The organism is Streptomyces asoensis (assembly GCF_016860545.1).
GTDB classification, from domain to species: domain Bacteria; phylum Actinomycetota; class Actinomycetes; order Streptomycetales; family Streptomycetaceae; genus Streptomyces; species Streptomyces asoensis.
This window is the reverse complement of the sequence record NZ_BNEB01000005.1, coordinates 2,825,401-2,847,873: the sequence shown is the minus strand read 5'-3', so window position 1 is coordinate 2,847,873 and position 22,473 is coordinate 2,825,401. Positions and strand designations below refer to the sequence as shown.

Sequence of the window (22,473 nt, the reverse complement as noted above, 5' to 3'; positions counted from 1 at the left end):
CTTGCACGGAATGGACTCGTCGGCTGCGGTCTCCGTCCGGTAAGAAGGATTTTTACACCCCTCATCCGGGGCTCAGGGCGCGTGTGCGGCGCGCCCGACGCGCAGGCGCCCGTACGCATCACCTCTGGGGCCCGCGCGATGCCCGCCCACTTCTCAATCAGGAGTGGCCACCCTCAAACCATGCAGACCTAAGGGGTACAACACAGTGGCAGCGGAGATCGTCAATCCTCGCAGCGAGAACGCCGACCAGACGGGCCGGGAGGGCGGTGCGGAGCCCCTCGACTCCTTCGACCCGGTGTTCGCGCTGCACCGCGGCGGAAAGATGGCCGTGCAGGCCACCGTCCCGGTTCGCGACAAGGACGACCTGTCCCTCGCTTACACCCCCGGCGTCGCGCGCGTGTGCACCGCGATCGCGGAACAGCCGGACCTGGTGAACGACTACACCTGGAAGTCGTCCGTCGTCGCCGTCGTCACCGACGGCACGGCCGTCCTCGGGCTCGGCGACATCGGCCCCGAGGCCTCCCTTCCGGTCATGGAAGGCAAGGCGATCCTGTTCAAGCAGTTCGGCGGGGTGGACGCGGTTCCGATCGCGCTCGCCTGCACGGACGTGGACGAGATCATCGAGACCGTGGTGCGCCTCGCGCCCTCGTTCGGCGGAGTGAACCTGGAGGACATCTCGGCGCCCCGGTGCTTCGAGATCGAGCGCCGGCTCCAGGACGCGCTCGACATCCCGGTCTTCCACGACGACCAGCACGGCACCGCGATCGTGACGCTGGCCGCGCTGCGCAACGCCGCGCGGCTCAGCGGGCGCGGCATCGGTGAGCTGCGGGCCGTCATCTCGGGCGCCGGCGCGGCCGGTGTCGCCATCGCCAAGATGCTGGTCGAGGCCGGCATCGGGGACGTCGCGGTCACCGACCGCAAGGGCATCGTCTCGGCGGGCCGCGAGGACCTGACCGACGTCAAGCGCGAGCTGGCCGGGTTCACCAACAAGGCCGGGCTGACCGGGTCGCTGGAGGACGCGCTGGCCGGTGCCGATGTCTTCATCGGCGTCTCCGGCGGGACCGTTCCCGAGGAGGCCGTGGCCTCCATGGCGAAGGGCGCGTTCGTCTTCGCGATGGCCAACCCGACGCCGGAGGTGCACCCGGAGGTCGCCCACAAGTACGCGGCCGTCGTCGCCACCGGGCGTTCCGACTTCCCGAACCAGATCAACAACGTGCTGGCGTTTCCCGGGATCTTCGCGGGCGCGCTCCAGGTGCGGGCCTCCCGGATCACCGAGGGCATGAAGATCGCGGCGGCTGAGGCGCTCGCCGGGGTCGTCGGCGAGGATCTCGCCGCGGACTACGTGATCCCGTCGCCGTTCGACGAGAGGGTCGCCCCCGCGGTCACCGCGGCCGTCGCCGCGGCGGCCCGGGCCGAGGGCGTCGCCCGCCGCTGACGCGGATCGATGGCCCCGCCGGTTGCGGCGGGGCCATTTCTTTGCCCATGCGGTCACCCACCCGGGTGATGGTCGGCATGTGCAAGAGGGCATGTGTCACACGGCCGTCCGGTTTCGCTCGTCCGGCCCGGAACCTAGGGTCGGTCCCATGTTCGCCGCCTATGCCGCCCGAATCGACCGCGACCAGCCGCTCACCGGCCTGGAGTTGGGGGAGCGTCCGGCCCCCGAGGCCCGGCCCGGCTGGAGCACCGTCCGTGTAAGGGCCGCCTCCCTCAACCATCACGACCTCTGGTCGCTCCGGGGCGTCGGTCTCCCGGAGGGCCGGCTGCCGATGATCCTCGGCTGTGACGCCGCCGGGATCGACGAGGACGGCAACGAGGTCGTCCTGCACTCCGTCATCGGCCAGAGCGGCCACGGGGTCGGACCGGACGAGCCCCGTTCCATCCTCACCGAGCGCTACCAGGGCACCTTCGCCGAGCAGGTCGCCGTGCCGACGTGGAACATCCTGCCGAAGCCCAGGGAACTCTCCTTCGAGGAGGCCGCCTGTCTGCCCACGGCCTGGCTGACGGCCTACCGCATGCTCTTCACCAACGCCGGGGTGCGGCCCGGTGACTCCGTGCTCGTCCAGGGCGCCGGGGGCGGTGTCGCCACGGCGGCGATCGTGCTGGGCAAGGCCGCCGGGCTGCGGGTCTTCGCCACCAGCAGGGACGAGGCCAAGCGCAAGCGGGCCCTGGAGCTCGGCGCCGTGGAGGCCGTGGAGCCCGGTGCGCGGCTGCCGCAGCGGGTGGACGCCGTCATCGAGACCGTGGGCGCGGCCACCTGGTCGCACTCGGTGAAGTCCCTGCGGCCCGGCGGCACGCTCGTCATCTCCGGCGCCACCAGCGGTGACCGTCCCTCGCACGCGGAGCTGACCCGGATCTTCTTCCTGGAGCTGAAGGTCGTCGGCTCCACGATGGGCACCAAGGACGAGCTGGAGGACCTGCTGTCCTTCTGTGCCGCCACCGGCGTCCGCCCCGTCATCGACGAGGTGCTGCCGCTCGACCGGGCCCGGGAGGGCTTCGAACGGCTCGCCTCCGGCGACCAGTTCGGCAAGATCGTGCTGACCGGCGGCTGAGCCTCCGCCTCGGCCTCCGACGGGCGGGTCCGGGATTCCCGGGCCCGCCTTTCGCATGCCGGTGATGTCAACCATGGTTGACAGGGGTCACATGTCAACGTAGGTTGACATGTATGACCGAAGCAACGGATCTCGCCGAGCGGGCCGGTGACCGCGATCCACGGGTGGGCCTGCGGGCCGTCGCCGCGCTGCGCAGGCTGCTGGAGCAGCTGGAGGCGGTGCAGGTGCGCAGTGCGCGCAACCAGGGCTGGTCGTGGCAGGAGATCGCCGCGGAACTCGGGGTCACCAGGCAGGCCGTGCACAAGAAGTACGGGAGGCATTGATGTTCGAGCGGTTCACGAAGGACGCCCGTGCGGTGGTCGAGGGCGCGGTGGGGCATGCCGAGCGGGAAGGCGCGGCCCGGGTCGAGGAGACCCATGTGCTGCTGTCCCTGCTCGACCGGGAGGGCAGTCGCGGTTCCTTCGCGCTGGCCTCGCTCGGGCTGCCGCCCGGCGGACGGACGGCGCTGTTGCGGGACCTGGACGAGACGCGCCGTCGCGGCGGACTGAGCCGCGCCGACGCGGACGCCCTGTCCGGCCTGGGCATCGACCTGACGGAGATCGTGTCCCGGGTCGAGGAGACGCACGGCGAGGGCGCGCTGGCCGCGGCCGGCCGGAGCGGCCTCCTGGGCGGACGGACCGGGCGCCGGCCGTTCGCCCGCGGCGCCAAGGAACTGCTGACGGGAACCCTGCGCGTCGCCGTCGCGCACGGCGAACGGCGCATCGGCGACGAGCATCTGCTGCTCGCGCTGACCGTCCGCCGCGGCGTGCCCTCGGAGGTCCTCGCCGACCACGGCGTCACGCACGCGTCCCTGACCCGGGTGCTCTACGGCGAGCAGGACCGAGGGGGCCGCCCCGGGACCGGCACCGGTCCGCAGGCCGAGGCGAGCTGAGACCGGCCGGGACCTCCGGCGCCGCCCCGGGTCCTGCGCGCGGGTGTCACACCCCGGGGGACCGGAGTATCACTCCGATGTGTGCCGCCGCCGTGGACAGGTGGCGGCGCGCCTCGCGGAGCTGGTCCGCCGTGACGCCGTGGTCGCGGGCGGCGTCGCGGATGTCGTCCCGGAAGCGGTCCAGGAGACGGTCCAGATCGCGTGTCGGCTCACCGCCGGTTTCCTCGTGGGCCCATGCCGGCTCGTACGCGGCGGGGAAGTCATCCGAGGTGACGGAGTACTCCGGCGCCGCAGTGGTGCCGGCCGGGCCGCGGGACGCGTCCGTGGTGGGGGCGCCCTGGGCCGGGGCGCCGGGAGGCTCCGGGGTGCGGGGCTGTTCCGGGCCCGCGGTCTTCCTCGGACCCGTCGCGCCCGTCGCGCCCGTCGTACCCGTGCGCCCGAAGCCGAAGTCCTTGCCGTACTCCCTTCCGAAGTCCTTGCCGAACTCGCCGAACTCCTTGGCGAGTTCCGTCAGGCCCTCCCGGACCCCGGTGGGCCAGTCGCCCCGGGCGAAGTGGTCCTGGACCTGTTCCTGGACCCGGCGTGCGATGCGCTGCACCTCTTCCTGGGCCTGCGAACGGGCGTGTTCCTGCGCCTCCTTGGCCTGGCGGCGGGCCCGCTGGGCCTCCTCACGGGCCCGGCGGCTCTCGTCCTTGGCCCGGCGCGCCTGTTCCTTCCACTCCTGCTTGACGCGGCGCATCTCCTCCTTGGCGGCGCGCCACGACTCCTTGTCGCCGTACTCCCCGGACTCCCCGGACTCCCCGTACTCGCCGGGTGCGGCGCGGTGCGCCGAACCGGTCCCGCCACCCCGGCGGGCCTCGGTGGCCGCCGCCCGCATCTCGCGGCGCAGGTCGCCCGCCGCGCCGCGCACGTCGGCCCGGATCTCGGCGGCCAGTTCGGCGACCGACTCACGGATCTCGAGCTCCAGGTCGGCCAGTTCGCCGCTGCGGTCCGCCAGCTCGGCCCGGCCCGCGTCCGTGATGGCGTACACCTTGCGGCCGCCCTCGGTGGTGTGGGTGACCAGCCCCTCGGCCTCCAGCTTGGCCAGGCGGGGGTAGACCGTGCCCGCCGACGGCGCGTAGAGCCCCTGGAAGCGTTCTTCGAGGAGGCGGATCACCTCGTAGCCGTGGCGCGGCGCCTCGTCCAGCAGCTTCAGCAGGTAGAGACGGAGGCGGCCGTGGGCGAAGACGGGAGGCATGTCAGAGCACCTTCTTGTCGGTCGTGCTGTCGGCCGGGTAGCCGGAGGAGCTCTCGCCGCCCGGGCCGGAATCGGCATTGTCCCCCGAGCCGGCCGGTGCCTTCGGCTGCCGCCCGTCGTCCCTCGCGTCCTGCGTCGCGTGTTCCCACGCGTCGCCCGCCGTGCCGTCCCGGGGGGCCTGTGCCGTCTCGTCGGTCGCGGGCCGTCGCAGCAGGGCGATCGAACCGGTGACCGTCGTCGCCTTCAGGGTGCCGTTGCCCGCGCCCAGCCGGCCGGTGATGCGCTTGGCGCCCCACTGGCCGCTGACCTTGAGGTCCTCGAAGGCGTTGGAGACCGAGCCGCTGGCGGTGTTCGCCTCCACCCGCGCGTCCGCCGGGTGGGGGAGCCGGATGGCGATCTCCCCGGAGACGCTGGTCAGGTCGATCGTCGTCGGGCGGCTCGTGGGGTCGAGGTCGACGATCATCGAGCCGCTCACGGAGTCCGCCTTCACCGAGGAGCCCGCCTCGACCACGGTCAGGTCGCCCGACACGGAGTTGAACCGAAGGTCGCCGGTGAGCGCCTGTGCCTCCACGCTTCCGGAGACGGTGTCCGCGCGCACCGGGCCGGCGAGTCCCACGAGGGTCGTGTCGCCATTGACCCCCTTCACCTCCGCGTGGCCGTCGATGCCGGAGACCACCGCCCCCGCGCTCACCACGCCCACCTCCACGCGGGTGCCGGCCGGCACGGCCAGCGAGACCACGGCGCTGCGCCGCCAGCCCTTGCGGTCGAGCCACTTGAGGAAGCCCTTCCAGGGCAGGTCCTCGTACGCCACCGTCAGGTTCCCGTCCTGATGGCTCACCACCAGGGGCGGCCCCTCGAGCCGCGAGACCTCCAGACGGGCGACGGCCTCGTCGGTGCCCACGACGTTCACCGTGCCGTCGACGATGCGCACGTGCAGTTCGTTCACGGGCTCGTCGAAAGAGAGCTTCCTCGGCTCTGCGACGGACCATTCGGACATGGCGCGGACCTCCTCCACGGCGGCGGGCAGGACACGCCATATCGCGTCTCCTGTCAAACACGATATATCGCGGACACGGAAAGTCAAGACACCCGTTCGGGTGCTCACGCCCGCCTCGGCGCACGGGAAAGGGGCGCCCGGAGGACGCCCCTTTCGCGGTGGACCGTGCGAACGGCCCGCCCGCCCGTTCCCGCCTGCGGGCCGCGGCCCGCTGTGTCCCGTCTGCCGTCTGCCGTCTGCCGTCTGTCGTCTGGCTCTGGCGTCCGGCGTCGTCGGACGGCTACTCGTCGTCCTCGTCGTCCAGGCGCGCCAGCCAGGTCGCCAGCCGCTCCACCGGTACTTCGAAGTCCGGGTTGAGGTCGACGAACGTCCGCAGCTGCTCGGCGAGCCACTCGAAGGTGACTTCCTCCTCGCCGCGCCGCTTCTCGAGTTCCTCGATTCCGCGATCGGTGAAGTACATGGATCGTGCTCCGTGGGTCTGTCGCAGGGATAGGGATCCCCCCTCGGGGGAAGGACCCTTGTTCCTGTGAGGGGAGGAAGAGATCCGCTCTCCGGTAGGGAGGGGACAGGAAAAGGATAGGCGCAGGGGGAGGGCGTCCCGCGGGCCGCCGGGATCCCCGCCGCGGCCGCAACGCACGGCCGCGGCGCGCACCGGGGTGAGCCGGTCCGGGGGGACCGGGGAGAACGGGGGAGTGTCATGAGAGGCGAGGACGTGACGAGGGTGGCGCGTATCGCGCTGCCGGACGGAACGCCCGTATGGGCGCGGATCTCGGGAGCGGGGGAACTGGCCGCGCCGCCCGGGCGGCTGTCGTACAGCGACACCGGGTTCGCGGAGCGCGTCGAGGCGAGCGTGGAGAGCCTGCACGCGCTCGTGACGGGCGTCGCGCGGTCGCTCGCCGAGCCGCTGCGCGCGGTCCGGCCCGACGAGGTGAGCGTCGAGTTCGGCATCGAGCTGACGGCCAAGGCCGGGAAGGTCGTGGGTCTGCTCGCGGACGGAGAGGCCAAGGCCGGCATCACCGTCACCCTCACCTGGAACAGCGGCCCGCCGGACCTGGATGCGACCCCGGATGCCACCTCGGACGCCTCCCCGCAGACGCCTCCCGGCCCGCCTCCGGCCGCACCCCCCGCTCCCGCGTCGGACGCACACGCGCGTGGCGGGGCGTCGTCCGGCCAGGTCCGGCGCGCGGGCGCGTCCCCCGGCGCGCCGATGCACGGGGGCGCCGACGGCACCGCGGCCGGGGGCGCCGCGTGACGGGCGGGCACGCCCCGGGCGCATCGAACGCGTTCGATGCGGCCCGCCGTGCGCTGCGTGGACTCGTCGTGGCGGCGACCGTGCGCATTCATCGCCCGGTCGTCGGGTATGCCCTGGAGGAGCCCGGCACGTTCCTCGGGAGCGGCTTCTTCGTCGCCCCCAACTGGGTTCTGACCTGCGCACATGTGGCCTGCGGCGGGGAGGGGGGCGAGGTCGCCGTGGTGTACGAGACGGCACCGGGGCGCGGTACGTCCTCCGCCCCCGGGCGGGTGGTGGCGACGCTCCCCGACCTGACCGACCGGACCGGTCGAGGCGCCCGGGCCGACGGTGCCGAACCGGCCGGCCGCGCCGAGTGGGGGCCGCCCGCCGCCGACCGGCTGCCCGTCGGCAACTGGCCCGCCCCGGATCTGGCCCTCGTCCAGCTCACCGAACCCGTCGACGACCACGAGTGCGTCTACGTCTCCGAGCGCCCCGCCGCCTACTACGGCGAGGGGCGCGTGCTCTACGCCGGCTGGACGGAGAACGAGGGCCGCTTACAGGTCATGGACGGCACCCTCACCGTGCAGGGCACCATCGGCGGCTGGTCGTCGGACGTGCAGATGCGGCTGGGCGACAACGACCTGCCGTACGGCGTCTCGGGCGGCCCGGTGATCGACCCCGTGCGCGGAGAGGTGATCGGGGTTCTCAAGGCACGCTCGGACCACCGTCCGGGCGGCACGTCGACCGGGATCGAGCAGCTGCGCACCCTGCGCGTCCCCGCGGAGGCGGTGCGGGCCGAGCACGGCGACCTCTACCAGGCCGTCTTCCACGCCCACGACCGTTACCACCGCGACCGGCAGCGCCATCCGGCCTCCCGGCGCCAGACCTGGACCGACGTACAGGGCCGCCTCGGCGCACGGCCGGGCCGCACCCTCAGTCCGGACGAGCGGATCCAGCTGCTGGGGCGGCTCGCCGAACTCCCGCCGCCGCAGAGCACCCGCGGCCTGCTGGACATCCTCGACTCCCTGCCGGACTTCCAGACCCTCAGCCCGCTGCCCGCGCCGCGCGGCTGGCGCGACGGGCTCGGAGCGCTGTACGAGAGCGCGAGTGACGACGGCGCGCTGGAACTCGTCCTCGACTACGCGATGCGCGCCATGTCCGCTCCGCGCCCGTTCGTCGTGCCGAGCACCCCGGACGCCGAGAAGGCCCTGTGGGTCTGGGTGTGGCAGGCCGCGCAGCGGCTGAGCGCCCGCTACCGGGCCGGTCTCGCCGAGCAGCGCATCGAGCGGCTGCGCCGGCGGGACGAGGCGCAGCACGACGTCCCCGACACCTTCTGGGGCGGCGCCCACTCCGCCGGCGGTCCCGGCGGGCGCGTGCCCCATCGGCGCGGCGGACCCCACGCACGCGCGCGTGCGGGCGTCGGCGCCGGTGCCGTGGGCAGCGCGGCCCGGCCCTCCGCCCTGCTCGAACTGGTCCTGCGCGGCTGGGAACCGGACCGCTGCGACTGGTCGGTGTCGGTGGCCGCGCCCGGCGGGGAGGTGGTCCGCCTGCGCGAGGCCGAACGCACCCCGCTGGCCGACCTTCCCGCGCACCTCGCGGGCCCGCTCGGCGAGGCGTTCCGCCACTGCGACGAGCCCGGCAGGCCGGCGCTCCTCCAGGTGGCGCTGCCCCACGCGCTGCTCGGCCTGGAGGTCGACACCTGGCGACTGCCGCCCGACGACGAGCCGTTGGGCGCCCAGCGCCCGCTCGTCGTGCGCTGCGCCGACCGCGACCTGCTCCCCGACGAGGCGTACGGCGCGTATGCGGGGGTCGGGGCGTACCCGGGGGACCTCGCGTATCCGGGGAACGGTGCGGACGGAAGGGGCGGCACCGGTGCGGGCGACCCGCACGGTGCGCGCCACCCGGCTCCATCGGGCGGTCCCGCCGGGCCGGGCGATCCGCACGGCGTGCGCTCTGCGGGCGAGCGGGACGACCCGGCCGGTCCGGACGGTGCGATCGATGTGGACGACACGTACGGCGCGGACGACGCGGTCTACGTGGACGACGCGGACGACGCGGACGACGTGGACGACGTCGACCGGGAGCGACGGGCCCGCTGGCGCTGGCTGCACGCGCACCGCGCGAAGGCCGAAGTCCTGGACTGCGACGAGGGGTTGCGCAAACCCGTACCGACCGTGGAGGAGTTGCGCGCGCTGTCGCACGGGACCGTCCCGGTGCTCTGCCGCTACGGCGACCTCCGCTACGAGGACGACGCCGAGGCGCTCGCCCGGATCGTGCTCGGGGGCTACGGCGTGGCCCTGTGGCGCCGACGGCGCGGCCGGCCCGACACCGTCTGCGGGGAGTTCCACCGCGGCACGATCGACGGCATCGCCGAACCACCCAGCGCGCGGTATCTGCCGGAGGCCGTGCACGAGCTCCGCATGCGGCTGCGCGCGGGCCGTACGGAGTCCTTCTGGGCCGACGGCCTGACCCTGTTGTACGACGACCCCCACCAGCCCCTCCCCGGAACGGGTGACCTGCTGGAGGCCCCTTGAACGCACCCGCCCACGGGGCTCGTCGTCCCCTTACCAGGCACCTCCAGGATGGATAACGTGATGCACGTTCGGACGGCCGCGGCGGTGGACGAGTGACGAGGACCGGATCATGACCGAATCCAGTGAGTGGCTCATCTACCGAGGCGCCGGCGAACCGCACGACGGGATCGAGCGGCTGCCCGATCCGCCCCCCTGGCGGGACTTCACCAGCCGGGACGCGGCCGGTTCCGGCGACGGGTCCGAGGATCGCAGGCTCGGCGCCCACCGCCACCTGGCGGAGCTGCACCGGCCGGGCGCCGAGGAACTGGAGATGATCAACGCGGCGCTGTATCTGCGCCGCCCCCTGCTCGTCACCGGCAGCCCCGGCGCGGGCAAGAGCACGCTCGCCCACTCGGTGGCCTACGAACTGGGCCTCGGCAACGTCCTGCGCTGGTCGATCGTCAGCCGTTCGGCGCTCCAGGACGGGCTCTACCACTACGACGCGATCGCCAGGCTCCAGGACGTGCAGATCGCCGCGCAGGGCGGGTTCGGTTCGGCGGGCGGCTCGCCGGGCGCGGTCGAGGGCATCGGCAGCTACATCCGTCTCGGTCCGCTCGGCACCGCGCTGCTGCCCTCCGACACCCCGCGCGTGCTGCTCATCGACGAGCTGGACAAGAGCGACATCGACCTGCCCAACGACCTGCTGAACGTGCTGGAGGAGGGCGAGTTCGCCATCCCCGAGCTGGAGCGCATCGCCGACCGGCTGCCGGACGGGGAGGCGGAGGTGCTGACGGCCGACGGGGTGAAGGTACGGGTGCGGGACGGCCGGGTGCGCTGCCGCGCCTTCCCGTTCGTCGTGCTCACGAGCAACGGGGAGCGCGACTTCCCGGCGCCGCTGATGCGCCGGTGCATCCACCTGGAGCTGGGGCGCCCCGACCACAACCGGCTCGCCACCTTCGTCCGCGCGCATCTCGGTGTCGAGGCGGCGCGCGCGGGGGACGATCTGATCACGCGGTTCCTGGAGCGGTCGCGCAGTGAACTCCTCGCGGCGGACCAGTTGCTGAACGCGATCTACCTCACCGACGCGGCCGCGCCCCCCAGTCGTGACCGTCTGGCCGACCTGCTCATCCAGCGACTCGACCGGCCGAGGTGAGGGCCTGATGCCCGACGCAGCGGCTCGCCACGGCCCCGTCCCGCCCGACGGCCCCGCCCGGACCAGCGGCCCCGCCCGGACCGGCGGCCCGGTCCGGACCGAGGGTCCCGCCCGGTCCGGCGGCTCGGCCCGGACCGGCGATCCCGTCCCGGAGAGGCGGTCCCTCTCGGACGGGCGGTTCGCCCTGGGCGGGCGGTCTCTCCCGGACGGGCGGTCCCTCCGGGACGGGCGGGCCCTCCCGGACGAGTGGGCTGTCCTGGACGGTCGGTCCGGTCCGGCCGAGGGAGCCGTCCCGGCCGACGGCCTCGTACCCGGCGCTCCGCCTCCCGTCCGAGGTCGTGGCCCCGGTCCTGCCGGGGCTGCCCCCGGCCCCGCGAACGGGCCGTCTGCCGACGGACCGGAGGCCGCGGGTGCCAGCCCGGTCGCCTTGGCCGCACCGGCCGCACCGGCCGGAGCGGAGGAGCCGTACGGTCCTCGCGAGGCCGGCGAGGCCAGCGAGGCCAGCGAGGCCAGCGAGACCAGCGAGCCCGGTGGGGCCGAGGAAGCCGGTCACCCTGACGGGGCCAAGGGGGCCAGTGACCTTGGCGGGGCCAGCGAGGCCGGCGAGCCCGGTGGGGCCGGGGAGGCAGGTCACCCCGGTGGGGTCAGGGGGGCCAACGGGACCAGTGACTTTGGCGAGGCCAGCGGGTCAAGTGGGGCCAGTGGGGTGAGCGGGTCACGTGGGGCCGCCGGGGCCGGTGACTCCGGTGGGCCCAGCGGGGCCAATGGGGCTACCAGGGCCGACGGGCCAGGCGAGGCCGGTAAAGCTGCCGGAGCTGCCGGAGCTGCCGGAGCCGGCGGAGCAGCCGGCTCCGGTGGGCCCGCCGGGCCGGCGGACGGTGCCGCGGCCGGCGACGCCGCCGGTGCTGGGGATCCGCTGGCCGAACTCGTCGCGCGACTGCGCGCCGTAGGGCTCGACCCGGACGTGCCGCAGCTGTGCGACGCGCTCTGGCTGGCCCGGTGGACGCGGCCGGTGGAGGACCCGGAGCCGGAGGGTCCGGCGGCCCGGACCGACGGCCGTCCCGCGCCCCGGCGTGACGGCTCGCACGGACGGAGCGGGGGCGGACGCCCGGAGACCGGGCGGACCGAGCGCCCGGAGCGGCCGCAGCGCAACGCGGGCGACGACGGCCGGGTGAGCCTGTACCCGGTGCCGCAGGACGGAGCGCCGCAGGCCCGCGGCGCGGGACGCGCGGCCGCCCTGCCGGTCGGCGTACCGGCTGCCCCCGTGCTGCCCGCCCCGCTCGAACTCCAGCGCGCATTACGGCGGTTGCAGCGCTACCGGAGCCCGGCGCCGCCCCTGCGTCTGCGGCTCGACGAGACGGCGACGGCGGAGCGGAGCGCGCAGGCCGGCGGACTGATCCTGCCCGTCCACCGGGCCGTCACCCGGGGCGACGCCCGGCTCCAACTGGTCCTGGACGCCTCGTCCTCGATGCGTGTGTGGGACCGGCTGTTCATCGAACTTCAGGATGTGTTCGGTCAGTTGGGTGCCTTCTCGGACATCCAGGTCGCCCATCTGCACCAGGGACCCGACGGCGAGCCGGCCGTCAGCCGCAGCCCCGACGCCTACGCGGCGCCGCTGCACTCCGCGGACCGGCTCAGCGACCCCACCGGACGGCGGATCGTGCTGTTCGTCAGCGACTGCGCGGGCCCTCTGTGGCACAGCGGCCACGCCCACCGCCTGCTGCACCAGCTCTCCCGGCAGGGCCCCGTCGCCGTGCTCCAGCCACTGCCGCAACGCCTGTGGAACCGCACCCGTCTGCCGGTGCTGTTCTGCCGGCTGAGCCGCGGCGAGACGCTGGGCGGAGCGTCCGCGCTGCGCGTGCGCACCGCCACGGGCGGCCCGGTGGAGGTGCGCCGCGGAGCGGTGCCGGTGCCCGTGCTGCCGCCCGAGCCGGTCGCCCTCGGCGCCTGGGCCAGGCTGCTGTCGGGCGCGGGCGCAGGGCCCGTCCCGGGCGCGGTGGGCTGGGTGCGCGCGGACCAGCCGCCCGCGCCGACGGCACGGGCCGACCGCAGGCGCACCCCGTTCGAACGGGTCAGCAGGTTCAGCTCCAGCGCCTCCCCGGCCGCCGGGCGGCTCGCCGTCTACCTGGCCGCGGCACCTCTGTGCCTGCCGGTGATGCAGCTCGTGCAGCGCACGATGCTGCCCGACTCGGGCCCGGCCGAACTCGCCGAGGTGCTGGTCGGCGGGCTGCTCACACGCGCGTCGGAGGAGTACGCGGACGGCGGCGCCCAGTGGTACCGGATCGAGCCGGACGTGCGGGACGCCCTGCTGTCCCGGCTGGGTCGCGACGAGGCCATGCTGGTGCTCAAGCACTGCTCGGAGTACATCGAGCAGCGTTTCGGCAAGGGCGGCCCCAACTTCCCGGCGCTCGCCCTGGCGCAGCTGGGCGACGGCGGCGCGGGCCGCCCCTACGCCCCCGCCACCCACCGCACGGACCACGGCGACGACGGCGGCCGCACCGACCACGGGGACAACGGCGGCGACGGCGACGAAGCCCCCGTGCCGCAGCCCTTCGCGGAGGTCGCGGCGCGCGTCCTGCGGCGGTTCATGCCGCTGCCGGAGCAGTTCGAGAGTCACAACGGCCGCGGCGGCCCGGGACACGCCGCGGACCGGCCGACCCACCGGGCGGTGCGCAGGGCCCGCACGCTGATCGAGCGCTTCGACAGCGAGGGCATGATCCAGGACGCCATCGACGCGGTGCAGCTGCTGCGCGGCGCCACCGAGCGCGAGCGTGAGGGCGCGGATCCCGAGCTGTGGGCCGAGTACGCGGCCTGCACCCTGCGCCTGTGGGAGGTGCAGGGCGGCGACGAGCTGCTCCAGGAGGCCGAGACCGCCGCCGAACGGGCCACCGCGCATCCCCGCAGACTGCACGAGCGCGCCGTGCTGGCCAAGGTGCTGCACGCCGCCGCGACCGACCGCAGGCGGCGCGGCGACCGCACCGGCGCCCTGGACCTGCTGCGCCGCGCCGACCGGGAGTACGCCGTCGCCTGCGCGGCACCCGGCCTCGACGAGAACCAGGCGCTGAAGCTCACCCTGGAACGGGTGCGCGCACTGGAGGCGCAGTGGCGGCTCGGCGGTGACAGCGCGCTGCTCCAGGGCGCCGTCGGCATGCTGGAGGCCTTCGCCGACGTCTGGCCGGACCGGCGCCTGCGCCCGCCGGAACTCCCGCTGGAGCACGGCCGGATCCTGCTGCGGCTCTCCGGCGCCACCGCCGACCCCGTCCAGGCCCGGCTCTACGCCGAGCAGGGCGCGCAGTCGCTGCGCAACGCCCTGGACACCGGCGGGCAGCCGTACACGGCCGAGTCGGCACGCGCGCGGGTGCGCGTCCTGCTCGACCTGGTCGACGCGCTGCTCCAGGCGGGCGGCTCCCTGGACGACGCCCAGGCCCGGGTCGACGAAGGGCTCGCCCTGGTGCGCGAACAGGGCCGCCGGGCGTCCCTGCTGGCCCGGGCCGGCCGGATCGCCGTGGCCCGGTACGCCGAGTCGGGCGAACCCGCCGACCTGGAGGCGGCGGCGGACCACTTCGGGCAGGCGGCCCAGCGCATGTCCCGCGACGCGCCCGCGCACGCCGACATCCTCGCCGAGTGGGGCGAGGCGCTGCTGCGGCTGGCCGGACTCCCGTACGCGCGCGCCCAGGGCATGCTGTCCCCGGCGATCCGCGTCCTGCGGGACTGCCGGATGGAGACCCCGGCGGGCAGCCCCCGGGTCGCCCACCGGCTGCTGCTGCTCGGCCGCGCGCTGATGCTGCGCTACCGGGCCCGCGGCGACCGCGTCGACCTGCGCGAGGCCGAGCACCTCTTCGGCCTCGCGGCGGCCGAGGCGGGGGATCCGCTGCTCGCCGCCCACTGCCGCCTGGAACTCGGCCAGGTCCAGTTCGAGGCCTACCGCAGCCTGCGCCGCCCGGCCCGCCTCGACCTGGCGGTCGACGCCTTCCGCGACGCGGCGGAGGCGGCCCGGGAGGCCGAGGGAGTGGCCGAAACGGACCGCGGACGGCAGGAGGCCGTCCAGGCGGGTGCGCAAGCGCACCACTGGCGGGGTATGTCCTACGAGGCGGCCGCTCGTCCGAGGGCCGCCCGGGACGCCTACCGGGCGGCCCGAGCGGAGTGGTCGCGCCTGCCGGAGGGCAGCCTGGTCACCGAGGGCCCGACGGCCCCGGAGACGACCCGGCGACTGGCCGAACTGGAGCGTGTGTCGTGAGCGGGCGAACCCGGGAGGGCCGAGTGATGGGCGCGAGGGACGAGTCGTCGGAGGGCGCGGGGGGACCGGAAGCGTGTGGACCACCGGGCCCACTGCCTGACCTGCTGGCCCTCGGTCTGGGGGAGTTGAGCACGATCGAGCATCCCGTGCTGAGGGAGGTCCTGAAGGACCTTCGGGAGCGAGCGACACAGCCGAGTGAGATGTTGTGGGGCTTCAACAACGCACTGTGAGGGTCCGGCGGATCCCATGGCCTCTCACATTCTTTGAGTGACAATTCCGGTCGCCGCTCAAAGCGAAATGGACAATCCCGATCGCTCGGGGGTTTGCGTCGGATGCCCGTCCGGGCATGTGCCGGGTGCGGGAGGAAGGGCCGCTGTGCGGGCCTCGCGGCATGGGGGTGCTGGAGTGTCTGGAGGGGCGGCCACCGATGAACTCCCCTATCCTTTTCGTCAGTTCATCATCAAGATGCACGGCCGGTGCAACCTCGCCTGCACCTACTGCTACCTCTACCAAGGACCGGACAACACCTGGCGCGATCGCCCCCCGGCGGCCTCGGCCGAGGTGCTGGACGCCGTCGCCACCCGTATCGCCGAGCATGCGGTCGCGCACTGCTTGCCGGCCATCTCCCTCGTCCTGCACGGAGGCGAGCCTCTCCTGGCGGGCGCCGGGACTCTGACCCGCTTCACGGCCCTGGTGCGGGACCGCGTTCCGGCCGGATCCTCGGTGCACGCGGTCGTCCAGACCAACGCCACCCTGCTCACACCGGAAATCCTCACTGCGCTGGCCGGTGCCGGCATCCGGGTGGGGGTGAGCCTCGACGGAGGACTGGCCGGGCACAACGCACGCCGCGTCGACCACGCCGGACGTCCGTCTTGGCCCGCCGCCGCCCGCGGAGTGCGGCTCCTTGCCGAGCGGTATCCGCAGTCGTACGCCGGAGTCCTCACCGTGGTCGATCCCACGCTGGACCCCGTGGAAACGTACGAGTCCCTCCTCGACCTGCGCCCGCCGGCGCTGGACCTCTTGCTGCCGCACGGCAACTGGTCGGCTCCGCCCCCGCACCTGGACGGTGCCCGCCATGGCGAGTGGCTGTGCGCCGTGTTCGACCGATGGTGGACGGCGGGGCGGCGGGAGACGGGCGTGCGGTTGTTTGAGGAGTGCCTCGCCTTGCTGCTGGGGTTTCCGGCTGCCACGGAATCGCTGGGTCTGTCGCCGTTCGACGCGGTGGTCATCGAGACCGACGGTTCCGTCGAGCAGGTGGACTCACTGAAGTCCGCGTACCACGGAGCGGCACGGACCGGGCTGGACGTCTTCCGGCACGGCTTCGACGACGCACTGCGGCACCCCGCCGTGGCCGGACGGCAGGCCGGAGCCGCGGCCCTTGCGGAGCAGTGTGCGTCATGTCCTTTGCTGACCGTCTGCGGCGGAGGCCACTACGCCCACCGCTACCGGGCGGGCCATGGATTCCGCAACCCGTCTGTCTACTGTTCCGACCTGCAGCTCTTCATCCATCATGTGGCCGGACGGCTCCACGACGACGCGACTCGCGCCGTACCGGCCCCCCGTGAAGGGGGAGCCCGTGATCCTTCCTGAGGTCCCGGAGAGCGTTCTTGTCGACCTCGGCCGCACCGGCGCGGGCCCCGAAACCCTGGCTCTGCTGGTACGTGACCAGGACGTCCGGCGGCTCCTGGTGCTGCGCGCGGTACTTGAGGCGGCCGAGGCGGCGTCACCTCGGCTCTGTTCAGCCGGGCAGAAAGCGCGCTTGCGGCAGGACTGGGCATTGCTCGCGGAAGCTGACCGCTCGGCGCAGAGGGGTGGGCCGTCCGGCTCGACACCCGCTCGAGCCCGGCTCCTCTACCCGCTGACCGGTGCATGGGGCTGGCGTTGCCTGCGCGATCTCTCCGAGGGAGAGGACTTATCGGCTTCGGGGACCGAACACGCCGACCGCCTCGCACACGACCTGGCGCATTTCAGCGCGCTCGCCGCCGCGGCCGCCGTTCGCGCCGGGGTCCCCTTCTCGGTTCGGCTGAACGTCTTCGAGGGCAAGCTGGTCCTGCCGTCGCTCGGCGCCTTGCAGACCGCCCGGAGCGGGGTCACGGACGTCGAAGTACGACACGAGAACGAGCGTCTGATCCTCCGCCAGGCAGCGGCGCCGGATCTCGTCGTGCACCCGGAGAGCGACTTCGGCGCCTGGTCCGGCTCACACGCCTGGACATCGGCGTACGCACTACCGGGGCTGCTGCCCGGTACCCCTCCGGTGCCGCTGGACGACCTCGACCCCTACCGTACGGTCCGCGATCCCCGCCATCGCGCCCTGAGCGGACCGACGACACTCGACAACGCCGAACGCAAGCAGTGGCTGCAGGCCTGGTCGAGTACGAGCGTGGCACTGCGCTCGGGTGGAGAGCAGCGGGTGACGGAGGCGATGACGCTGCTGCGGTGTCTGGTACCGCTGGCGTCACCACCGGGTTCCACCGGCTCCGGTCACGGCAGTTGCAGCGCCACCAGGCGCGAGGCCTTCGGTGCCCTGCTGAGCAGTGTTCCGTCCGATCCGGTCACGCTCGCGGCGACGCTCGTACACGAACTGCACCATGCCAAACTGGCGGCCCTCTCCGACATGGTCCCGCTGCATCGGGCGCCCGGCGACGAGCGGTACTTCGCACCGTGGCGGCCGGACCCCCGGCCGTACGACGGCTTGTTGCAGGGCGCGTACTCCCACTTGGCGATAGCCGACTACTACCAGCGCCGTGCTCTGGCGGAGGGCACGGCGCAGCGCGAGTCGGCCTGGGCCCAGCACGCCCGTTACCGCGTCCAGGTGGGTGCCGTGCTCCCTGCGCTTGTCGCCTCTCCCGATCTCACGCCACGAGGACGTCGCTTCGTCGACGAGATGATCGCCGCCTACGAACACATGGCCGCGCACCCCGCCCCCAGGGGGCACACGGCCCGCGCGCAGGCATACGTGAACAGTGCCCGCACTCTGTGGAGACAACGCCACGCCTTCGCCCGGCGCCCGAACGAGTGAGGGGTTCGCACGTGAGTGAGGATTCCAGCCTGCCACGGCCCCGTGTTGCGCGAGGATCGTCGGGCCCGGGGGTGCGCTCCTCCGGTCCCGGGACCTTACGAGCGCGGCACCTAGGTTCTACGATTTCTTGGGATTACGCGCTGGAGGCCGCCCCATGTCTGGAGTCCGCACGACGGTCAGGTCAACCGATAGGGGGGCTTCGAGGCAGGCGGTCACCGTCCACTTCGCCGGCTTCAACCGGGCTTGGGCCGCCTGGATCGGGGACCGCCTGGAGCGGCGTGGTATCCGGGTGGTGTACCTGCGCTGGGACTCACCCGCCGATGTCCCGCTAGTCGATCTGCTGCGCGACTTGAAACTCGCCGAGGGCCGGATCCTCATCCTGGTGAGCGAGTGGTACTTCCAGTTGGGCCCGCGTACCCACGAGGAATGGAACGTCGCTCTGCGTGAGGTGGTGGCTCCGGACCCGTCCCGTTTTGCGGCCGTGTCCGTGACCGCCGCGCCGGTGCCGACGGCCACCGCGGTCCTTGCTCCCGTGAACCTCACCAACATGGGGGCCGAAGAGGCGGAACGACGGCTACTGGACCGGTTGGACCTTCCCTACGACACGTCGACGCAGCAGTCCGACGACTTCGCGCGCGGTCCGAGGTTCCCGGCCGCGATGCCTGAGGTGTGGGGTGGCGTGCCTCGCCGCAACACGCGTTTCACCGGTCGTGAGTCGCTGCTCAACGACGCCTACCACCTGTTGCAGGGCGCCGAGCCGGGTGCTGGCGTGGTGACGTTCTACGGTATGTCCGGAGTCGGCAAGACCCAGATGGCCGCCGAGTACGTCTACCGCTTCGGCTCCGAGTACGACGTCGTGTGGTGGGTCAACGCCGAGAAGCGGGTCACCTACCGGCGCCTGCTGGCCGAACTCGCCCCCAAACTGGGCCTGCAGACCGGTCAGGAGTACGGCGAACGGCTCCGCGCCGTGCGGGATTCGTTGCGCCGCGGCGACCCGTACGGGCGCTGGCTGCTCATCCTCGACGGGGCGGACGAACCCGACCAGATCTGGGACCTGGTGCCCACCGGCCCCGGCCACGTCATCATCACCTCCCGCAATCCGGAATGGACCGAGCACAACAGCAAGCTACTCGAGGTGCCCGTCTACGACCGTGACGAGTCGGTGGCGTTCATCAGACGGCGCGCGCCCAGGCTGACCGAGGTGGAGGCCGACCAGCTCGCGGAGGCACTGGAGGACCTGCCGCTGCTGCTCGACCAGACGGCGGGCTGGCTTAACGACTCCGACCTCTCGGTCAGGGAGTACATCGCCCTGCTGGACGGCGGCATCGACGGCGATGTGGTGAAGGTGTCGGCCGACTTCCCGCTGGCCTTCCAGACCGCCTGGTCGATACTGCTGAACAAGCTGCGCGACACCGTCCCCGAGTCGGTCGATCTGCTGAGGCTGTGCACGTTCTTCGCCCCGGGCTTCATCCCCGTCCGGCTGCTGCGGGAGATGTCCAGTGAACAGCTGCCCGAACAGCTGGCCGGACTGCTCAACGACCCGTTGCTGTGGAACAGGGCGATCAACCAGCTCCGTCAGTACTCCGTGGTCCGCCTGGAGTCCCACGAGGCGGCCGGTGACGAGGGAACCGCCTCCGGAGAGTCGCTTTACCTGCACCGCATGGTGCATCAGATCGTCCACAAGGACATGCCGGACGAGGATCGCAGGGAGTTCATCGAAGTCGTACGGCAGGCCCTCGCCGCAGCAGACCCGCGCCGCCCCACCGATCCCGACCTCTGGCCGGGCTACGCCGAGATCGTGCCGCACCTGAAGTACGCGGACGTGCTGCAGACACAGGACGCCGCCGTACAGCGGCTGGTCTTCAACTGCCTTCGTTACATGTACTTCTCCGGCGAGTACAACGCGGGCATCAAGCTCGGCGAGCGGGCCATGGACGCCTGGCGGGCGTTGCTCGGTCCGGTCCATCCCAGGATCTGGGAACTGACCTACCACTACACGAACCTGCTGCGCGCCGTCGGCGACTACGCGCGCACCGAGGGCCTCAGCAGGGCGGCTTCCGAGCACCTCAAGGCGGAGCGTGGTGCCCAGGACCTGGAGCATCTGCGCGCTGCCGGCGGTCTCGCGGCCGACCTGCGGGGGCTCGGCCGTTACGACGAGGCGCTGGAGCTCTCCCGATGGGTCCTGGTGGCCTACCGTGACCTGCTGGGCGAGCAGGACTCGCGAAGCCTCAACTCGCTGAACAACCTCGCCGTCTCGCAGCGGCTTCTCGGGCGTTACGAAGAAGCCCTGAACATCGACCGGCAGACGATGGAGGCCCGCCGCCAACTGCTGCGGGCCCGTCACCCCTGGACGCTCGACTCCGAGATCTCCTATGCCATCGACCTGCGCCTGCTGGGCCGTTACACCGAGGCCGAGTCGATCCAGAGCCGGAACGTGCGGGAGAACCGCATCGTCATGGGCGAGGACAACCCGCAGACCCTTCGCGCCGAGTACAACCTCGCGCTGTGCCACTACCGGGGAGGTAACCGGGAGGAGGCGGGCCGGATCCTGACCAGGGTGCTCGAACGCGGCGAACGCGTGCTGGGCGAGACGGATCCCGTGACGCTGATCTTCGCCTCCGCCCAGAGCTGCTTCACCCGTGAGCACGGTGACATCGACCAGGCCCGTGAGCTCAGCGAGGCCGTCGGGGCCCGCTACGAGGTCATGCTGGCCGAAGGGCACCCCTTCATCGCCGGAGCGCGCTCGAACCAGGCGCTGATCCTGCGTAACGTCGGTGAACGCGAGTACGCGCACGTCATGGTGGAACAGGCGGTGGCCGACATGACGTCGGCGGTGGGGGAGAGCCACCCTTGGACGCTGGGGTGCGCTCTCAACGCCACCGCCCTGCGCAACCTCGTCGGAGACACCGAGGGAGCGGCCGCACTCAGTAGGGACACCGTTTCCCTGGCCATCGAGTCGCTCGGCCGTACTCATCCGCTGACCCTGTCCGCGCGGATCGCGCACGCGGCCGACCTGCGCGGCCTGCGTGACCGCCGACAGGCGGAGAAGGTCGAACTGGAGGCACTGTCGGATCTTGAGGCGACGCTGGGCAAGCAGCACGTCCACACGATCTCGGCCCGCTCCCGGCACCGCCCGTTCTGGGACTTCGAGCCGCAGACGACCTGACGAGCGGCACCGGTGAAGTGGGCTGCCGTGGCGCGCATAACCCCCAGGGCGTCGGGGAAAGTACCGGGTCTGTCAACCGGCGTGCAGCACACGTGAGTTGAAGCAAGGGGGCGTGTGGCTATCTTGATCGGGCCCGTATCCGGGGACGCAGACGGGCCCATCCCGGTCGAGGTCGGAGCGGACGAGGACAACGGCCTCGACGAGGTGTACGGCGACGAGGAGACCCGCGACGGGCCGTCCGGGCGGGTCGTCCGCGTCGCCCGGGCCGTCTACACCGACGGCCTGGACCTCGCGCGGCGCTGTGCCGTGCAGGCGGTCCGGCAGTTCGGGGAACTCCCGGAGAGCGAGCGGCCCGACGAGATCGAACTGCAGCTGTCCATCAGGATGGACGCCGGACTGGCGACCGTGGTCAAGAGCGGGGCCGAAGCGCAATTGCAGTTCACCTTCCGCTGGCAGCCCGGGAGCGCTGGACTCCACGGCACGGGTACGGGGACGGTGTCGTGAGCCACGCGGCGGGCGGAGTGCACATCCTGCCCTACTCCCGTGTCGTGGGGCAGGACGAGCTGAAGCTCGCGCTGGAACTCAATCACGTGGTCCCCCGCATCGGCGGTGTCCTGATGGCCGGATCCCGCGGGACCGCCAAGTCCACCCTCGTACGTGCTTTCGCCCTCATGGCCCATGGCGAACTGCCGGTCACTCTGCCCATCAACGCCACCGACGACCGCGTCCTCGGCGGCTGGGAACTCGACGCGCTGATCCGCGGCGAGGCCCGCCCGCAGCAGGGACTCCTGGAGGACGCGGCCCTCAGCGGCATGCTCTACATCGACGAGGTGAACCTCCTCGAGGACCACCTCATCAACGTCATTCTCGACGTCGTCTCGACCGGCGTCCTTTCCGTGCAGCGAGAGGGCCTCGCCACTGCCAAGCACTTGGCCTTCGGACTCGTCGGCACCATGAATCCCGAAGAGGGCGGGCTGCGGCCGCAACTGCTCGACCGTTTCGGCCTGATGGTCGCCGCGGAGCACCTGGATGTCGACGCACGCCAGCGCCTGATCCGCACCGTGCTCGACTTCGAGGAGGAACTGGCCGTCGCCGGCTCCGAATGGCTCGCCGTCGCGGAGCGGGACGACGCCGCCATCAGGGCACGACTGGAGGAGGCCCGACAACGGGTCCGGCACATTCCGGTGCCCGACACCGTCGTACGGCTCTGTGCGCAGGCGGCAGAGAGGATGGACGCCGTGGGACAGCGGGGCGAGATCGTGGCGACGCTCGCGGCCCGGGCACTGGCCGCGAGGGAGGGCGCGGACCTGGTGGAGCCCCGGCACCTTCAGCGGGTGCTCCCCATGGCTCTGCGGCACCGGAGGCCGGAGAGCTCGTTCGAATGGGGCTTCGAGGACGAGGACCGCGTCAAGGACCTCTTCGAAACGGTCTGACCCGGTC

Annotated in this window: 17 protein-coding genes; 14 read left to right on the top strand and 3 right to left on the bottom strand. The window is 72.8% G+C overall.

The features are described 5' to 3' along the window. The first annotated feature begins 205 nt into the window (after positions 1-205). The 4 genes from Saso_RS35050 to Saso_RS35035 all read left to right on the top strand — a co-directional run bounded on the left by Saso_RS35050 (position 206) and on the right by Saso_RS35035 (position 3,480). Positions 206-1,435 carry an NAD(P)-dependent malic enzyme gene (locus tag Saso_RS35050; protein ID WP_189919841.1) on the top strand — a complete coding sequence of 410 codons (1,230 nt, stop codon included), beginning with the start codon at positions 206-208 and terminating at the stop codon, positions 1,433-1,435. 148 nt (positions 1,436-1,583) lie between these two features. Beyond that, a complete protein-coding gene (locus Saso_RS35045; RefSeq protein ID WP_189919839.1) occupies positions 1,584-2,549 on the top strand; it encodes a zinc-binding dehydrogenase in 966 nt (321 codons plus the stop codon). A 113-nt stretch (positions 2,550-2,662) separates the two neighbouring features. After that, complete coding sequence (locus tag Saso_RS35040; RefSeq protein WP_189919837.1) at positions 2,663-2,872, top strand: HTH domain-containing protein; 210 nt, start codon at positions 2,663-2,665, stop codon at positions 2,870-2,872. Continuing rightward, a complete protein-coding gene (locus tag Saso_RS35035; protein ID WP_189919835.1) occupies positions 2,872-3,480 on the top strand; it encodes a Clp protease N-terminal domain-containing protein in 609 nt (202 codons plus the stop codon). The genes Saso_RS35040 and Saso_RS35035 overlap by 1 nt, the downstream gene beginning before the upstream one ends. Positions 3,481-3,526: 46 nt before the next feature. On the opposite strand, the gene Saso_RS35030 is transcribed toward Saso_RS35035, so the two are convergent. The 3 genes from Saso_RS35030 to Saso_RS35020 form a co-directional block, all read right to left on the bottom strand. Continuing rightward, a complete protein-coding gene (locus Saso_RS35030) occupies positions 3,527-4,717 on the bottom strand; it encodes a helix-turn-helix transcriptional regulator (protein WP_189919833.1) in 1,191 nt (396 codons plus the stop codon). 1 nt (position 4,718) lies between these two features. Continuing rightward, positions 4,719-5,714 carry a DUF4097 family beta strand repeat-containing protein gene (locus Saso_RS35025; protein ID WP_189919831.1) on the bottom strand — a complete coding sequence of 332 codons (996 nt, stop codon included), beginning with the start codon at positions 5,712-5,714 and terminating at the stop codon, positions 4,719-4,721. A 280-nt stretch (positions 5,715-5,994) separates the two neighbouring features. Beyond that, positions 5,995-6,174: a DUF6104 family protein gene (locus Saso_RS35020; RefSeq protein ID WP_003992906.1), complete on the bottom strand. Its 180-nt coding sequence runs from the start codon at positions 6,172-6,174 to the stop codon at positions 5,995-5,997. Positions 6,175-6,411: 237 nt separating this feature from the next. Between Saso_RS35020 and Saso_RS35015 the strand changes: the two genes are divergently transcribed. The 10 genes from Saso_RS35015 (at position 6,412) to Saso_RS34970 (ending at position 22,466) form a co-directional block, all read left to right on the top strand. Further along, complete coding sequence (locus tag Saso_RS35015) at positions 6,412-6,966, top strand: CU044_2847 family protein (protein WP_189919829.1); 555 nt, start codon at positions 6,412-6,414, stop codon at positions 6,964-6,966. A gap of 80 nt (positions 6,967-7,046) precedes the next feature. Continuing rightward, the gene (locus tag Saso_RS35010) at positions 7,047-9,479 is read left to right on the top strand and encodes a VMAP-C domain-containing protein (protein ID WP_189920517.1); all 2,433 of its coding nucleotides are present in this window, start codon (positions 7,047-7,049) and stop codon (positions 9,477-9,479) included. A 109-nt stretch (positions 9,480-9,588) separates the two neighbouring features. Beyond that, complete coding sequence (locus tag Saso_RS35005) at positions 9,589-10,611, top strand: AAA family ATPase (protein ID WP_189919828.1); 1,023 nt, start codon at positions 9,589-9,591, stop codon at positions 10,609-10,611. Positions 10,612-11,575: 964 nt separating this feature from the next. Beyond that, on the top strand, positions 11,576-14,848 hold the full coding sequence (locus tag Saso_RS35000) for an SAV_2336 N-terminal domain-related protein (protein ID WP_229901169.1): 3,273 nt from the start codon (positions 11,576-11,578) through the stop codon (positions 14,846-14,848). Between the two features lie 26 nt (positions 14,849-14,874). After that, entirely contained in the window at positions 14,875-15,078 is a 204-nt protein-coding gene (gene fxsA / locus Saso_RS39200; RefSeq protein WP_351003483.1) for an FxSxx-COOH cyclophane-containing RiPP peptide, read from the top strand. Between the two features lie 175 nt (positions 15,079-15,253). Then, positions 15,254-16,438 carry an FxsB family cyclophane-forming radical SAM/SPASM peptide maturase gene (locus tag Saso_RS34990; protein WP_268253209.1) on the top strand — a complete coding sequence of 395 codons (1,185 nt, stop codon included), beginning with the start codon at positions 15,254-15,256 and terminating at the stop codon, positions 16,436-16,438. After that, positions 16,428-17,867: an aKG-HExxH-type peptide beta-hydroxylase gene (locus Saso_RS34985; RefSeq protein WP_189920513.1), complete on the top strand. Its 1,440-nt coding sequence runs from the start codon at positions 16,428-16,430 to the stop codon at positions 17,865-17,867. The genes Saso_RS34990 and Saso_RS34985 overlap by 11 nt, the downstream gene beginning before the upstream one ends. Positions 17,868-18,021: 154 nt before the next feature. Then, complete coding sequence (gene fxsT, locus Saso_RS34980; RefSeq protein WP_189919822.1) at positions 18,022-21,033, top strand: FxSxx-COOH system tetratricopeptide repeat protein; 3,012 nt, start codon at positions 18,022-18,024, stop codon at positions 21,031-21,033. 114 nt (positions 21,034-21,147) lie between these two features. Next, positions 21,148-21,537 (top strand): CU044_2847 family protein, encoded by a 390-nt coding sequence (locus tag Saso_RS34975; RefSeq protein WP_229901168.1) that lies wholly within the window; start codon positions 21,148-21,150, stop codon positions 21,535-21,537. After that, the gene (locus tag Saso_RS34970) at positions 21,534-22,466 is read left to right on the top strand and encodes an AAA family ATPase (RefSeq protein WP_229901167.1); all 933 of its coding nucleotides are present in this window, start codon (positions 21,534-21,536) and stop codon (positions 22,464-22,466) included. Before Saso_RS34975 ends, Saso_RS34970 begins: the two co-directional genes overlap by 4 nt. Positions 22,467-22,473: the final 7 nt, after the last annotated feature.